Below are 16,198 nucleotides of genomic sequence, written 5' to 3' on the forward strand. Positions count from 1 at the left end.
ACCTCCGTGCCCGCTGTGGTTATAATAGACGCAAGATGCGGGATTTCAGATTTCAGACTTGCGTTTTTACGACCTCACGACTTTCAAACCTTGGTGCTCTTTGCCACAACAGCAGGAACCGACATTGATCTGGAGTTGCTGATCGGTCACTCTAAGCTTACCAAATAGATTATTGTAATTTCCGCTGCTTTCGCATACGTTTAGGTGAAAAGTTTAATAATTATAGAAAATATTTGCTTGGTTTTCAAGAATTTATTACTTTTATTTCTAATGCAGACTTCAAAAGACAAAAATGCCAAAACATTTAGAAATTTGCATATTTTAACTCATTAATTTCTTCCCAGCCCCTTTATCTAAAGACGTCCCCGACCTTCCACCGTAGTTGCAGTATACATACCCGCCGGATACTTCACAGATAAGTCGGGGCCTCTCCGGGTATACATTGGTCTTACGTCTATAGTATACCAGCTATAACCAACTGGGCCAAATATCTGACCTCTGCCGTGCGCACTTGCGCATCAACCACTGCATATCAGGCGTGTGTTCTAAACCTTGACACGGCTCTCAGTACCGACCATGAGTTTGCCAACTAGCTCCTGCGGTTAGCATGTTGTTAAGACTGTTATGTAAATTTGGTTTTACATTCCTTATTCCTCTTATAAACTCGCCCTTCATCTTGACCAATCCTAAAAAACGACGAAGGAGTTTCGCCAATAGCACAAAAAAAATAAACATATACTGGCAAAGATCCAAGTCTTGAATCCTTCGCAGAAGGATCGCCGATTCCATTAAAATTATAAAAAAGCTGAGGCAAAAAAGTAACGTATGAACCTATCTTGGGAATTGACACTGCCTCACTTTTTCCTTTTTCGTTTCCTCTGTTCTCTTTGCTCTTTCGGCTCCTCCAACCACACAGGCAAACTTTTTGTACTTCGTATTTTTCCAAATACAAATATTATGGCCGATAATAAATCTAAAACAGGGAAGCAGGACCGTAACAAGGTAAACGGTTCAGAGAACTACGAGATTCAGTACTTTAAAGAGAAAATGGGCGTAAGTTCACAGGCAGTAACCGGTGCCATCCGCGCAACCGGATCTAACGACAGAAAAGTTCTGGAAGACTACCTTAAAAAGCGTCACAGCAAATAATGGTAAAACTCTCCTTATACCCCGTCAATTATTTGGTGGGGTTGTTCATGTTTCACTTTTAAATCACAATTATGGCACTGGAAGAATACCGCAAAAAACGCTCGAAAGAAAAGACACCTGAACCCTTCGGTGGGAAATCAACCGCAAGGGAACTACGGTTTGTGGTTCAGAAACACGATGCCTCACATCTGCATTACGACTTCCGGCTGGAAATGGACGGAGTGCTTAAAAGTTGGGCAGTACCAAAAGGACCCTCAATGGATCCGTCTGTTAAGCGTCTTGCCATGATGGTGGAAGATCACCCTTTTGATTACCGCAATTTTGAAGGTGCTATTCCCAAAGGACAGTATGGCGGCGGCACAGTTATCGTGTGGGACGAGGGAGCTTACCTTCCTTCAGAACCGGAAAAAAGCCGTAAGAAACAGGAGCAGCAACTGTTGGAACAACTGAAAGCGGGAAAAATTAAATTCTCACTTAACGGCACTAAACTGAAGGGCGAATTTGCCTTAGTAAAAGCGCATGGCCGTGGCGACAACGGTTGGCTGCTGATGAAACTAAAGGATAAATATGCCGACACTGAAGATATTACACTAAAGGACCGTTCCGTACTTTCTGATAAAACCATAGCCGAAATGGAAGAATCCCCGGTGGAGGTGTACGGTCAGAAGAAAGCAAAAAAAACAAAAACTGAAGCTAAGACAACCTCCAAAACTTCAAAAACGAAAACTGCCGGGACCGAAAAGAATAAACCAGCGGTAAAGAAGCGGGAAGAATCTGTGGAAAAACTAATGTCAAAAGCACCGAAGCAGGCTTTTTATACGGAAGTCGCGCCAATGCTTGCCACTTTGGTAGATAAACCCTTCGACAGTGACGAATGGCTGTACGAAATTAAATGGGATGGTTACCGTGCTGTGGCCTTTATGAATGAGGGTGATGTAACCCTGAAATCCCGTAACAATAAGAGTTTCAGCGAAAAATTTTATCCTGTTCAGCAGGAACTCTCCAAACTTAAACTGGATGCTGTGCTGGACGGTGAAATCGTGGTTCTGGATAAAGACGGTAAAGCAGCCTTCGGTAAACTGCAGAACTGGCGCAGCGAATCCGACGGCGAACTGGTTTACTATGTCTTCGACCTGCTTTGGTACCAGGGCAGGGATCTCAAAGAACTTCCGCTGACCGACAGGCGCGCAATTCTTTCACAAATTTTGCCAAAATCAGACATAATTATGCTGAGTCAGGAATTTCATACCTCCGGAATTGAATTTCTGGAAGCAGCCCGGAATATGGACCTGGAAGGCATTATGGCGAAGCGTAAGGACAGCGTTTATCAAACAAAAAACCGAACGAAAGACTGGCTGAAAATTAAAGCCAATAAAAGGCAGGAGGTTGTAATAGGGGGCTTTACAATAAATGATGATACAAAAAAGGCGTTCAGCAGTTTGTTGGTAGGTGTTTACGACAATAAAAAACTCATATACAGTGGGAAGGTGGGCACAGGATTCAATACAAAGATGCAGAAGGACATGATGGAACTCTTCAAACCGCTGATTACAGATAAGCATCCCTTTACGGAAGAACCTGATGTAAACAAACCTTCGCGCTTCCGCCATAACCCGCCTAACGCTACGGTAACCTGGCTGAAACCTAAACTAATCTGTGAGGTTAACTATACCGAACTGACATCGGACGGAATTATGCGTCACCCTTCGTTTAAGGGAATGCGGTCCGATAAAAAGCCGGCGCAGGTAGTTCTGGAACAGGAAAAACCGCTGCAGGAAGTGGTGCCAGAAGCTGAACCTCTGGTTACTGCAAGAAAAGATCCGGGCCGGAAGACACTCCTGAATCCTACAGAAAAAAGTCAGGTAAAAAAAGTTAATGGTCACGAACTGAAATTCACTAACCTGGATAAAATTTTCTGGCCGGACGAAAAACTGGAAAAGCGGGACCTCATCAATTATTATTATCGCGCCGCACCGTTCATTTTGCCGTATCTGAAAGACAGACCGCAAAGTATGAACCGCTACCCGGACGGGATAGAAGGGGAAGGATTTTATTATAAGGATGTTTCCGGCAGTGCCCCTTCCTGGGTCAAAACATTCGATTATACCAGCGATTCCGATAAACGTGCCCGAAAGTATCTTGTAGGGACGGATGAAGCAGCACTGCTTTATATGGCTAATCTTGGCTGCATAGAAATGAATCCCTGGAATTCCACAGTGAAGAAACCTTATAATCCTACCTTCTGCATACTTGATCTGGACCCGGATATAAACTCTTTCAATGATGTAATTGAAACAGCTCAGGTAACGCGGCAACTGCTGGATGACCTGGATGTTCCTTCATACTGCAAAACCAGCGGTTCCACAGGACTTCATATTTACATTCCGCTTAATAACAAGTACACGTATGAACAGTCTAAGGAATTTGCACGTATTCTTGTAAAACTGGTTCAGGCGGAACTTCCTGAACTTACGAGTATCGAACGCATAATTAAAAAGCGGGAAGGAAAGATTTATCTCGATTTTCTGCAGAACCGCCCACACGCTACCATTGCAGCACCCTATTCGCTGCGGCCAAAACCCGGAGCCACCGTTTCTATGCCATTGCACTGGGACGAAGTAAAGAAAGGTTTGAAGATGAAGGACTTTACCATATTCAATGCGCTGGAGCGAATGGAAAGTGAAGGCGATATCTTCAAACCCGTATTAGGCAAAGGAATTAATCTGAAAAAGGTACTTAAGAAACTGGAAGGGCTATAGTCCTTCTTTTTGTTTACAAATCATCTGGCTTGAGCCTGGACACTCCTAAATAGGTGTCAGCCGCGAAAATTTCTCCTGTACCGTCTGTTCACTTTCTGAAAATAGTATCTTTGTAAAAATTTATTTTTCTATGCTGGTTATCGGAATTGCAGGCGGAACAGGCTCGGGTAAGACAACCGTTGTCAACAAAATTATGCAGCAGCTGAATACTGAAGGGGTAAACGTGCTTTCTCAGGACAACTATTACCATGACAACCAGTCGCTTACTTTAGCTGAAAGGGAAGTACTGAACTATGACCACCCAAAATCCATTGATTTCGACCTCATGTTGCGTCATGTTCAGATGCTGAAAAACAATGAGCAGATTGAACAGCCCATTTACTCCTTTGTAACACACTCCAGAACGGGCGATCACGTTCTTGTGGAACCCAAGAATGTCCTTATTGTAGAAGGGATTTTGGTGCTTACCAATCCTGAACTTCTGAAAGAGTATGACCTGAAGGTCTTTGTACATGCGGACTCAGACGAGAGACTTATCCGCCGCATCCGCCGCGATACTCAGGAAAGGGGCCGTGATCTGCAGGAAGTGCTGCACCGTTACCAGAACACACTCAAGCCAATGCACCACGAGTTCATTGAACCTTCAAAGAACGAAGCCGACCTTATTGTACCTAATATGAAACAGAACACGGTGGCTATTGACTTTCTTTCAACAGTGATTAATAATTCACTCAAAAAAGTACACTGACATGGAGAAGAATGATCCACTTATAAAGCCCATCAGGCCCAAATCCCCGCTGGAGAAATTTATCCGCAGGTATGTAATTGACAAATATTTCGTTACCGTTTTCAGCTTTTTGGTCTGGATGGTTTTCTTTGACAGTACCTCATTTTTGGTCATTAATGAACTGAATACCGAGATCAATAAGTACGAAGAACAGCTGAACTATTATCAGTCGGAGTACCGCAAAAACGACGAGTTCTACCGTAAACTCATGAATAATAAGGATGAAAAGGAAAAGTATGCCCGCGAAAACTATTTCATGAAAAAACCGAATGAAGAGATCTTTATTTTGGTGGTAGACAGTACCCATCTTAAAAAAGCACAACCTTAAAGGCGATTTTAATTCAAAAAAAACATCAGAATGTTTGCAAAGACCACACTCACTGACTGGGAAAATTTAGTTCAGAAACAGCTTAAGACAGATGATATACATTCCGTTCTGCAAAAGGAGAATCTGGAGGGCATCACCGTAAAGCCCTATCATGGTTCGGTGGCAAGGCCGCTTTCTCTTTTGCCGAAAGTAGAGGAGTCCACCCAGCTGGTATCACGATACGCTGAAAGTCTGGAAGAAGATGTTATTGCATTTTTGCTGGAGAAGAATGTGGAGAATCTGGAGGAAAAAAATATTTACATCAACAATAAAGATCTTGCTGAGCATATCTCACCCGAAGAAACCAACAGTTATTACTCACTTATTGATATTTTTTCTGAATCTACCGGCGAAATGGACCGGCAGTTGGGAACGGAACTGCTGGCCAAGGCTTTTAACAGAAATCTCTGTGTAGATATTTCACTGCATCAGAACGCCGGCGCTGCAATATATCAGCAGCTTGCTATCGCACTGGCTAAGACAAAGGATATGGTGGAGGTGTACGGGGCGGAGGTACTTAATAAACTGGTTTTTAGGTTTGCGGTAAGTGCGGATTATTTCTTTGAAATTGCTAAAATCCGTGCCTTTAAACTGCTGTTTGCCCAGTTGGCAAAAGAATTTGACCTGCAAAGTATTCCCTATATTTTTGTGGAAACTTCCCTGCGGAATAAATCCAAAAATGATCCTGAAAACAACCTGATACGGTCCACCGTGGAATTGTCTGCGGCCATGATTGGCGGTGCCGATGCTGTATTTTCGAATGACTATATGTTAGAGAGCGGGAATTCACTTTCCAAAGAAGTATCGTTCAAACAGCAGATCGTTCTTGCCTACGAAAGCATAATCAATGTATTTGAGGACGGTGCCAACGGCAGCTACTTTGTGGAAGACATTACCCGACAACTGGCATCGAAAGCCTGGGCTTTTTTCGTTGAAATGGAGCAGACTGGTGGTTATGCCGAAATGATGATGAAAGGTGAACTGCAAAAACTGATTTATACGCAGGCTCTTGAAGAGCAGAAATGGCTGGAAGAAGGCCGTCTGAAGCTGATTGGTGTCAATATGTACCCAAAACTGGAAAAGACAAGGGAGGCCGGGGAACTTTACAGTCCAACTGAAATCCGCGCGGTAAGGCTTGCGCAGATGTTTGAGTAGTATTTCGAATTTACATTTTTTTAACAGCATTCTTTTCCAAAAGTCGTCCGGTTATTTCTGTCGCCTCCATTTACTATGCTTAGAAAAGAGATTCAGGACTATATCCGCGCGAACATTAATACGGACCTGCCTGCATTACTATTGCGGAAGTCACCTTTCGACGACATTTCCATTCAGGAAATTGCTCAGCAGGTAAAAGGTCTGAAAGTGGCGCAAAGAAAGTTTCCTTTCCTTCTGAAAGAAGGTATACAGTTTCCGCCCGGTCTCAACCTGGAGCAGGCTTCGTCTCAGTCAACGGCACAGTTTAAAGCATGCGGTCTGAGTGGTGAAAAGTATCTGGACCTTACAAGCGGTTTCGGCATCGATGCCTGGTTTATGTCGGAGGATTTCAGGGATATTACTCTTGTAGAACAGGATCGGGATCTTATTGATCTTGTTCAGCATAACTGGAAAATACTTGGACGGCCAGCGAATTTTGTTAATGATTCCCTGGAATCATTTCTAAAGAGGAACAGTGAGAGATTTGATGTAGTGTATCTGGATCCGGCGCGCCGGGACCAGCATAAAAATAAAAAGTTCCTGCTCGAAGATCTTTCACCTAACCTGCTGGAAATTCAGGAAGATCTGTTCCGTATTTCAGACCATATTATTATTAAACTTTCGCCGCTTATTGATATCAGTTATTTGTTGGGCGCCGTTCGGAACATCAGCAAAATACAGATTATAGCTGTACGCAATGAGGTTAAAGAACTGGTACTTCATCTTCGGACGGATGCCGCTGCAGTTCCGCTTATTGAAGCTATCAATCTGGAAAGCGAGGAACCTTCGTTTGGATTTAAAGCAGCCAGCGAGGCGGCCTGTAGTGTTGAATATTCCGAACCCGAACAGTTTCTGTATCTGCCTAATACCGCCGTCCTGAAATCGGGCGCCTTCAACCTTATTGCATTCCGATTTAACCTAAAAAAACTTCATCCGAATACACATGTTTACACCTCGGCTGTTAAGGTGGATGATTTCCCGGGCAGGGTAATGCAGGTGGACACTGTGGAGGCTAAATCAATAAAGAAAGGTGGAAAATTCAATATCGTTTCAAAAAATTATCCTTTGACTCCCGACCAAATCAGAAAAAAATATAAGATTTCCGACGGCGGCAGCCAGTATCTGATCTTTACCCAATCCGTAAAGGGTAAAATAATCCTGAAATCCTCCTAAAAGTTTTGTTACAGGAGGCAAATTTTCTTATTTTTGATGCCAATAATCCAGGAAGAAATATAACTATGAAAAAATTGATATTGGTACTGTTTGTTGCAGGTTTGGCCGTGAGCTGTAAAAAGGTACAGGCAGGCGGAAATCAGGGCGTTCTTAGGTTGGAAAATGATGTAGAACGGTACGATTCTCATGAAAACAGAGCGGCACTTCCTGAAGCAGCGGTGGCAACACCTTCTGCTCCGGATACATTAGCCACCGCGCCGGAAACCGGAATCATGAGCGATTCTGTCCGTGTGCAGACAAGCCAAACTCGTTAATTTGCTGCTGCATTTTTGACTGAAAAGCACAATGCCTTGCCTACGCGGGGCATTTTTTTTATTTTTACAGTAATCAAATCAAATCAAATCAAACCAAACCAAATCACCAATCACCAATCACCAATCACCAATCATCAATCACCTTAACAGTATAACAATTTCACAACCTAACGCTTTAACGACTTAACAACTCAACAAGATAACATGCAAGAAACACTGAACTACATCAGCGAAAATAAAAAACGCTACCTGGACGAGCTTTTCGAACTGCTTAAAATCGCGTCCATATCGGCAGATCCTGCTTATAAGGATGAAGTCCTGAAATGTGCTGAAGTTTGTGCCGATCACCTTAGAAACGCCGGTGCCGATGAGGTTGAAGTATGCAAAACCAAAGGCTATCCTGTTGTTTATGGCGAAAAAATGGTAGGCAAGGACCTTCCGACCGTTTTGGTGTACGGTCATTACGACGTGCAGCCACCAGATCCGCTGGAACTTTGGACCAAGCCGCCTTTTGAACCGTATGTAGAAAAAACAGACTTACATCCCGACGGCGCTGTTTTCGCGCGTGGTGCTGCGGATGATAAAGGCCAGTTCTTCATGCACATCAAGGCTTTTGAGGCAATGATGAAAACCGACAGTTTACCATGCAACGTAAAATTCATCATTGAAGGTGAAGAAGAAGTGGGTTCTAAAAGTCTTGGCGATTTTGTGAATGAATACAAAGAGAAACTTTCCTGCGACTGTATCCTGATTTCTGATACCAGTTTGTACTCCACGGAGCAGCCTACGGTGACTACCGGCCTGCGCGGCCTGAGCTATGTGGAAGTAGAAGTGGAAGGACCGAACAGAGACCTACACTCCGGACTGTACGGTGGCGCGGTTCCGAACCCGATCCATGTCCTTAGCCGCATGATTGCCGGCCTCATAGATGAAAACGGACATATTACAATAGACGGGTTTTATGATAATGTGGAGGAAGTACCGGCTGAAGAACGTGCCCAGATGAACAAACTGAAGGACGATCAGGAAGCTTTTAAATCCTCAATCGGACTTAGCGGAGTAGAGGGAGAAAAAGGTTTCACTACACTCGAACGTACTTCCATCCGTCCTACTTTGGACTGCAACGGAATCTGGGGCGGTTATACCGGCGAAGGTGCCAAGACCGTAATTCCGTCTAAAGCTTTTGCCAAAATTTCCATGCGTTTGGTTCCTTACCAGACTCCGGAGGAGATCACCGGAAAGTTTACAAAGTATTTTGAAAAGATTGCTCCCGCCAATGTAAAGGTGAAAGTGAACCCACATCACGGAGGTATGCCTTACGTTTTACCAAGTGATACAAAGGAATTTAATGCAGCAAAAAAAGCAATGGAGACTGCGTTCGGAACAGAGGTGCTGCCCTTCCGCAGCGGCGGAAGTATCCCGATTACGGCCATGTTTGAAGAAGTCCTTGGGGCTAAATCTGTACTGATGGGCTTTGGTCTGGCCTCCGACGCCATTCATTCGCCAAACGAACATTATGGACTTTATAATTTTTACAAAGGCATAGAAAGTATACCGTTGTTCTTTAAGAACTATGCTGGAAGATAAGGACATTCAAATAAATGTAAAGCCTCGCAAATAGCGGGGCTTTGTAATTTATTACTTTGTTGGTGATAAGATTTTTTGGTGATTCCGTAATTTTTTGTATGTTTATCATTACTAAAAAATAAAATATTATGAGAAAAATCATACTTTCTGCATGCTTAGCGGTGTATTCATTCGCAAATGCGCAAACCAATGTGTATAGTTATGGTTTCGATACTGATTTTGGCACAGACTGGACAAGGACCAACCAAAGCACAGCACCACCCGCTACACCAACATTATGGAGTAAAGCAACTTATACAGCACAAACCACCTCTATTTTCGGCAGCGGGATTGGGGGGGTACCTTCCGGGCAGGCTGGAGGACAGAATTCCTTTGCACTGGTTAATTATACCAGTACAAACACCGGTACCATCAGTAATTGGCTCATTACTCCCACCGTCAACGTGCAGGATGGAGATGTTGTAACTTTTTATACGCGCAAAGGTACAGACGGGACTACTGATTATCCGGACAGATTAGAGTTGAGATACAGTTCCGCAGCTACTACAGTGGTACCAAGTACGGGTCCAACCGATGTGGGCAGCTTTACTAACCTGGGAGTTTCTGTAAATCCAAATCAGGCGGTAGGTTTTGTGTACCCTCAAACCTGGACTCAATATACTTTTAATATTACAGGAGTTGGCTCAACACCGGTTCCTGTGAAATTTGCCTTCAGGTATTTTGTTACCAGCGCTGGACCAAGTGGTACTAATTCAGATATTATTGGAATTGACAGCTTCCAGGTAACCAGATCTACGATGGCTATAGGCGAAGTTTCCAGAAATAAATTATCCGTTTATCCTAATCCGACAACTGATTTTATTAAAATTGACGGTGCATATAAATTGCAATCCGTCGCTGTCTATGATATGAGCGGCAGAAAAGTAGCTGTTACGGTAAAAGGAAATACAGTGGATGTAACAAGCCTGTCTAATGGCACATATATTATTGACATAGAGACCTATAGCGGTAACGTGTCAGAAAAGTTTATTAAGAAGTAAATTAAAGTTTGGAAACCGGCGGCAGCCGGTTTTTTTATGCCCATTAGGTTTGAGGGAATAGACAGCTCGACCGGATTTCAACCCCGGGGTATGGAATCAGAAAGAGGACGAGCACGCTACAATCTTATTAAAAAAAAATGGCGTAATTGTAGATATTGTCTTAATTTAGCAATCAAAATAATTTATAATAAAAAATATGAAAAAAGTTTTATCCTCTCTGTTGCTAACTTCTGCAACAATGATGATGTTCGGACAGGTGATCCTTAACGAAAATTTTAACGCTTTAAACAACGGTAATCTGGGAACAAATGTTGCGGGAACCGCTGCCGGACAGAATGGATGGTTTACCTTAGGTGGTGCAAATGCGGATTATCAGGTTACAACAATTGATGCTGCCCACGGAAAATCCATGCAGATTATAGGATCCAACAGTTATAATGCGATAACACCTGCATTAAACGGACGGCTTGCAGCTCAGTTAACAAGTGCCGTAGCAAATGCGGGTAACAATATTGTGCAGGTTAAATTTGAACTGTACACAGGTAATTCTACGGGTGCGGGTGCTGCTCAAATGAGGGTTTGGGGTATGGATGGAGCGACAAGCAGAACTATTGGAGGTTATTATTATGATTTTGCCACAAAAACGCTTTATGGACTTGCGACATTAAATAATTTGGTGGCTCCTGTTTTTCCAGCAACAACGCCAGCACTGGGTCCTTGGACCTTCACTTACAATTTAACTGCTGGACCTGGAGTTATCTTAACTGCCAACACTTGGTATACCCTTATCTATGAATATAATAAGACGACCGGTGTATCTACCTGGAGACATCCGGGAGGATCTGGTTCCACGCCGACTACAGGTACAACAAGTTTATTAATGCCGGGTATGACAGCTGAAGATATTTATTTCTACAATAATTCCGCACCTACAAATACGGTAAGTAATGTAATTGGCGTAGATAATATCATGGCACAGTTTGGTACCGCTGGATCACTTTCAACAGATGATGTGGTGAACACGGTAGATGTTAAAGGTAGTCTTGCGATCTATCCAAATCCAACATCAGACATCCTGAACATTAAAACGGAGTCCAAAATAAATGCGGTTTCTGTAGTAGACATGACGGGAAGAAAGATCAATGTGAAAGTAGAGAGTGACAAAGTTGATGTAAGCGCTCTTCCGGTTGGAACGTACTTAATCAACGTTGAAACCAAGGACGGAATCTCAACTGAGAAATTTATTAAAAAATAGTTTTTTTACAACCTGAATTTCTAGAGCCTGATGTAATGTCAGGCTTTTTAAATTTAAATATATCATGGTATTTGGCTGTTAAGTTAAACTGTGCTATTTTTATCACTAAATTTTATACATATTCAACATGAAAAAAACATTACTTTCTTTATTTGTACTTGCCTCGCTGGTGAGTACTGCGCAGGTTCACAGCAGCAACTTTGAACCAACACTAGGTCCTTTATCTAATTGGACTTTATATAATGTAGATGCCAAAACGCCGGCTACTCAAGTTGCTTACGTGAATAATGCGTGGATTCAACGCATCGAGGAGTTTGATAACAATGTTGCCTTAAGTACCTCATATTACACTCCCGCGGGTGCATCCAATGACTGGATGGTTTCTCCTGCAATTACACTTCCAACCGGTACAAACAATCTTTACTGGCACGCCCGTTCATATGACCCATTATATAAGGAATCATACAAAGTTTATGTATCGACCACCGGTAATGCGGTTTCTAATTTTACAACACCACTGCTTACCGTGAACGCAGAGGAAGCCACATGGCAAAATAAAAGTTTAGATTTAAGTGCATATAGTGGTCAAACAGTTTACATAGCATTCCAGAATTTTTCTAATGATGCATTTTTGGGTGCCATTGACAATGTTCATGTGATTAACGGTGTAAGTCCTAATGTAGGTCGGGCGGTTACAACTTCAGGCATTACAAGGAATCAAGGGACGATCAACTGGACAGCAGCCACAGGTGCCACAGGTTATGATTATTCTTTTGGGGCAGTAGGGCATATCCCAACAGTTACGGGGACAACGGCCGCCGCGACATTAACCCAAACATTCTCGGGTTTAAATGCCAATTTACGCTATCAGTATTTTGTAAGAAGTAAGAATGGAGCCACCAACGGCGGTTGGGTCGGTCCGTACTCTTTGTTTACCGCGCATGGACCTTCCAATGCAAGCCCGTATTCCTATGGATTTGACAACCCAGCAGCAGGATTCTTCCATAATGATGGCTGGTCTGGAAATTGGTCAACTAACGCAACAGTAGGAAACCCGCAGGGTGGTGCACAAATGGCATTTTCTAACAGTAGCACTGTAGCAGCGACTCCAACCAATAACTATCTTTATACTAGGCCTTTGCATCTTGTGGCTGGAGAATCATACACAATGACTTTTTACCTGAGGAACTTTAGTGCTGCTCCAATCGTCGCTCCACAAAGTATTGCACTTAAGGTTGGGGCAGAGAATACACCAGCTGCACAAACTACTACAGTTTGGAGTTCTACCACTTTTGCAGCTACAGCCTGGACCCAGTTTACAACGACTTATGTGCCAACTGCAACGGGTACCCATTACTTCAGTTTCCATCACACAACGCCAGGTGCGACTGCGGGTGTTTCATTAGGATTAGATACGTTTAATCTTAATACTACAGCTGTACTTGGTACTGCGGAGATTAAGAATGTTGATCAGCAGTTGTTAATCTATCCAAACCCAACTTCTGACATCCTGAACATTAAAACGGACTCCAAAATCAATGCGGTTTCTGTGGTAGACATGACGGGAAGAAAGATCAATGTTAAATTAGAAGGTGACAAAGTTAATGTAAGCGCACTTCCGGTTGGAACGTACTTAATCAACGTTGAAACCAAGGACGGAATCTCTACTGAGAAATTCATTAAGAAATAGTTCTTATTAACAAAACGCGAAGCGCCTCCAATTGGGGGCGTTTTTCGTTTCCAGACGAAACTATTTTGAGGAAATAAAAAAATACAACTTTGTATATTTATTTTTAAATTTACATCACCTTTAAATATTAAAAACATGAAAAAAATTCTACTTTCTACTGCATTGATAGTGGTAGCCACGGTGGCCAATTCGCAAACTTTAATGACGGAAAATTTTGAGACCCTAACAGTTGGTAACGTATCAGCAGATGCCACAGGTCTTACTCCCGGTCAGGGCGGCTGGTCCATTAATGGTCCTTCGGTCGCCGATTTTCAGATTATTAGCTCAGGGACCGACAAGGACCTGCAGATAACCGGGGCTGCGGGCGATGCAACCTCTTCGCGCTATATGTGGAAGGATGGTCTTGCTGCTTTGTGGGCCGCACGAACTCCCGGAAACAACATTATACAGATTGAATATGATTTCTTTACCGGACCAACTTCCACAAGTAAAAATACGGTGGGAATGGAACTTTATAATACAGCATACGCGAAGTATTTAGGAGGTTTCAGAATGCGGGCCGATACAAAAGTCTTGAATGGTATATACACCACGGCTGCCGGCATAAATCCATCATTGGTTAACCTGGGCGCTACGCCTGTTGTTTTGCCTGCCAACCAGTGGGTTAGGGTAGGTTGGGCATATAATTCCACTACAGGTCTTATAACTTTTAAAGGTCCCGGATTCGAAGGAACCATTGCTGGGGCAGTGTCTGATATTTACGAGTTGGATTTTACAATGGAAAACTTTGAAACTACAGGAAATACCTCAAGTTTCAATGCGCTGTTTGATAACCTTGCTGTACGGGCAGTTGCAGCAGTGAATCTATTGGGTACCAGCGAAGCTACCTTAAAGAAAATGGGTATTTCCGTCTCTCCAAATCCAACCGCCGACTACCTGAGAGTGGACTCCAAGGCCCGGATTCTGAACACCTACATTTACGACCTTTCCGGTATCAGGATGGATGCAAAAATGGTGGATGGTAAAATCGATGTAAGAAGTCTGCCAGTGGGGAACTACATCCTCGGTTTAAAGACTGAAGAGGGCATGGTGAGCAAAAAGTTTATTAAAAAATAAGGTGAAGACTTAATGGTTTGGGTTCCGCACTTCGGTGCGGAATTTTTTTTGTTTATTGATCTTCACTTAGGTGGAATCGCAGGATTTTTTAAACCCACCCTCGCTATGGCTGGTAATAAATCTCTTAAAATTGCTCCTTTCCAGAGCCTTTTTGCTATCTTTAGGCCACCAAAAATTAAAGTATGTTTAAAGATAAAGTAGCCTATATAACAGGCGGAACCAAGGGTATTGGTTTTGGGATCGCCGAAGTTTTATTGAAGCACGGAATTAAAGTAGCGGTGTCGGGAAGAAAACAGGAAGATGCCGAGGAGGCTGCCAGAATTCTTTCTGATGACGGCTCCATGGCTTTTGGTATTGCCTCTGACGTTCGGAATTTTGAAGATGAACAGAAAGCAGTATCAGAAATCATTAACAAATTCGGCAGACTGGATTATGTTATTGCCAATGCCGGTCTTGGCGTGTTTAAACCGATAGACCAAATGGAACTGGAGGACTGGAACAGCATGATTGAAACCAACCTGACGGGCATATTCCATGCCCTGAAAGCTTCTGTTGATGAACTGAAGAAATCAGAAGGATATTATATTACCATTTCCAGCCTGGCCGGGACCAACTTCTTTGAAAACGGTGCCGGTTACAATGCCTCCAAGTTTGGCGCGGTAGGTTTTACCCAAGCGGCTATGATCGATTTGCGTAAGTACAATATTAAGGTTTCCACCATTATGCCGGGATCTGTTTCCACCAATTTTAACGGAAACGAACCATCGGAAAAAGACGCCTGGAAAATACAGCCGGAAGATCTGGGTGAACTTGTATTGGACATACTGAAAATGAATCCGCGTACCTTACCCAGTAAAATAGAGATCAGACCCTCTAAACCAAACAGTTAATTATGTTATAAATATTATTCCGCATAGTGCTATGCATGCATAATATTTATTTTTTTTATCTTAGCAAAAATAAAAATCACAACCGGGGCCGTACGCGGTTTCAATTTAAAAATAACTTTCAACATGAAAATATTAGTTTGTATCAGTAGTGTTCCGGATACTACTTCCAAAATTAATTTTACAGCAGACAAATCTGCATTGGACAAGAACGGGATCCAGTGGGTAATCAATCCGCTGGATGAGTTTGCATTAACCAAGGCAGTTAAGCTGCAGGAATCCCAGGGCGCTACTGTAACTGTACTTAATGTAGGTGACTCCGGTACTGAGCCTGTAATCCGTAAAGCACTGGCGATTGGTGCCAACGATGCTGTCCGAATCAATGCTGAACCAAAAGACAGTTTTTCTGTAGCTAAAGAAATCGCTGCGGTGGCTGAAGCGGGCGGTTACGATCTTATCCTTTGCGGAAGGGAATCCATTGATTATAATGGCGGCGCTGTTCCGGGAATGGTGGCACAATTGCTGAACAAGCCATTCGTTAATGCTTGTGTAGGTCTGGAAGTAAACGGTGCTGAAGCTCAGGCTGTCCGCGAGATTGAAGGTGGTAAGGAAACCATCTCTGTAAAACTTCCGGCAGTTATTGCGGGACAGAAAGGTTTGGTAGATGAAAAAGAACTTATTATTCCGAACATGAGAGGCATTATGTCGGCAAGGACAAAACCATTAAACGTTCAGGAAGGAACATCTGCACAGGCAAAAGTGGAAGGCGTTTCTTACGATTCTGTACCGGCCAGGGCTGCGGTGAAAATGGTGTCACCGGACAATATTGATGAACTTGTAAGACTGCTGGACGAGGAGGCAAAAGTGATCTAATTCTGAA

General features: G+C 43.0%; 15 protein-coding genes. 14 read left to right on the forward strand and 1 reads right to left on the reverse strand.

From position 1 onward, the window contains the following. Positions 1–622 precede the first annotated feature (622 nt). Positions 623–946 (reverse strand): hypothetical protein, encoded by a 324-nt coding sequence (locus H1R16_RS11775; protein WP_181886352.1) that lies wholly within the window; start codon positions 944–946, stop codon positions 623–625. Between the two features lie 11 nt (positions 947–957). On the opposite strand from H1R16_RS11775, the gene H1R16_RS11780 reads away from it, so the two are divergent. From H1R16_RS11780 to H1R16_RS11845, 14 genes are all read left to right on the forward strand, one after another. Further along, positions 958–1,149, forward strand: coding sequence for a DUF3606 domain-containing protein (locus H1R16_RS11780; RefSeq protein WP_181886351.1), 192 nt, complete (start codon positions 958–960; stop codon positions 1,147–1,149). 71 nt (positions 1,150–1,220) lie between these two features. Further along, positions 1,221–3,908, forward strand: a complete 2,688-nt coding sequence (ligD, locus tag H1R16_RS11785) for a DNA ligase D (RefSeq protein WP_181886350.1) — start codon at positions 1,221–1,223, stop codon at positions 3,906–3,908. A 130-nt stretch (positions 3,909–4,038) separates the two neighbouring features. Further along, a complete protein-coding gene (gene udk, locus H1R16_RS11790) occupies positions 4,039–4,656 on the forward strand; it encodes a uridine kinase (RefSeq protein WP_181886349.1) in 618 nt (205 codons plus the stop codon). A gap of 1 nt (position 4,657) precedes the next feature. Further along, entirely contained in the window at positions 4,658–5,023 is a 366-nt protein-coding gene (locus tag H1R16_RS11795) for an FtsB family cell division protein (RefSeq protein WP_181886348.1), read from the forward strand. Between the two features lie 30 nt (positions 5,024–5,053). Next, complete coding sequence (locus H1R16_RS11800) at positions 5,054–6,217, forward strand: methylmalonyl-CoA mutase family protein (protein ID WP_181886347.1); 1,164 nt, start codon at positions 5,054–5,056, stop codon at positions 6,215–6,217. Between the two features lie 75 nt (positions 6,218–6,292). Then, positions 6,293–7,429, forward strand: a complete 1,137-nt coding sequence (locus H1R16_RS11805) for a class I SAM-dependent methyltransferase (protein ID WP_181886346.1) — start codon at positions 6,293–6,295, stop codon at positions 7,427–7,429. Positions 7,430–7,494: 65 nt separating this feature from the next. Further along, the gene (locus H1R16_RS11810) at positions 7,495–7,743 is read left to right on the forward strand and encodes a hypothetical protein (protein WP_181886345.1); all 249 of its coding nucleotides are present in this window, start codon (positions 7,495–7,497) and stop codon (positions 7,741–7,743) included. A 204-nt stretch (positions 7,744–7,947) separates the two neighbouring features. Further along, complete coding sequence (locus H1R16_RS11815; RefSeq protein ID WP_181886344.1) at positions 7,948–9,330, forward strand: dipeptidase; 1,383 nt, start codon at positions 7,948–7,950, stop codon at positions 9,328–9,330. A 128-nt stretch (positions 9,331–9,458) separates the two neighbouring features. Next, positions 9,459–10,370 carry a T9SS-dependent choice-of-anchor J family protein gene (locus H1R16_RS11820; protein ID WP_181886343.1) on the forward strand — a complete coding sequence of 304 codons (912 nt, stop codon included), beginning with the start codon at positions 9,459–9,461 and terminating at the stop codon, positions 10,368–10,370. A gap of 196 nt (positions 10,371–10,566) precedes the next feature. Then, positions 10,567–11,625 carry a T9SS type A sorting domain-containing protein gene (locus tag H1R16_RS11825; RefSeq protein WP_181886342.1) on the forward strand — a complete coding sequence of 353 codons (1,059 nt, stop codon included), beginning with the start codon at positions 10,567–10,569 and terminating at the stop codon, positions 11,623–11,625. Between the two features lie 127 nt (positions 11,626–11,752). Then, positions 11,753–13,315, forward strand: coding sequence for a T9SS-dependent choice-of-anchor J family protein (locus H1R16_RS11830; RefSeq protein WP_181886341.1), 1,563 nt, complete (start codon positions 11,753–11,755; stop codon positions 13,313–13,315). A gap of 135 nt (positions 13,316–13,450) precedes the next feature. Next, the gene (locus H1R16_RS11835) at positions 13,451–14,431 is read left to right on the forward strand and encodes a T9SS type A sorting domain-containing protein (protein WP_181886340.1); all 981 of its coding nucleotides are present in this window, start codon (positions 13,451–13,453) and stop codon (positions 14,429–14,431) included. Positions 14,432–14,613: 182 nt separating this feature from the next. Next, positions 14,614–15,321, forward strand: coding sequence for an SDR family oxidoreductase (locus H1R16_RS11840; protein WP_181886339.1), 708 nt, complete (start codon positions 14,614–14,616; stop codon positions 15,319–15,321). Positions 15,322–15,444: 123 nt separating this feature from the next. Next, positions 15,445–16,191 (forward strand): electron transfer flavoprotein subunit beta/FixA family protein, encoded by a 747-nt coding sequence (locus tag H1R16_RS11845; protein ID WP_181886338.1) that lies wholly within the window; start codon positions 15,445–15,447, stop codon positions 16,189–16,191. Positions 16,192–16,198: the final 7 nt, after the last annotated feature.

Source organism: Marnyiella aurantia, assembly GCF_014041915.1.
Taxonomy (GTDB): Bacteria; Bacteroidota; Bacteroidia; order Flavobacteriales; family Weeksellaceae; genus Marnyiella; species Marnyiella aurantia.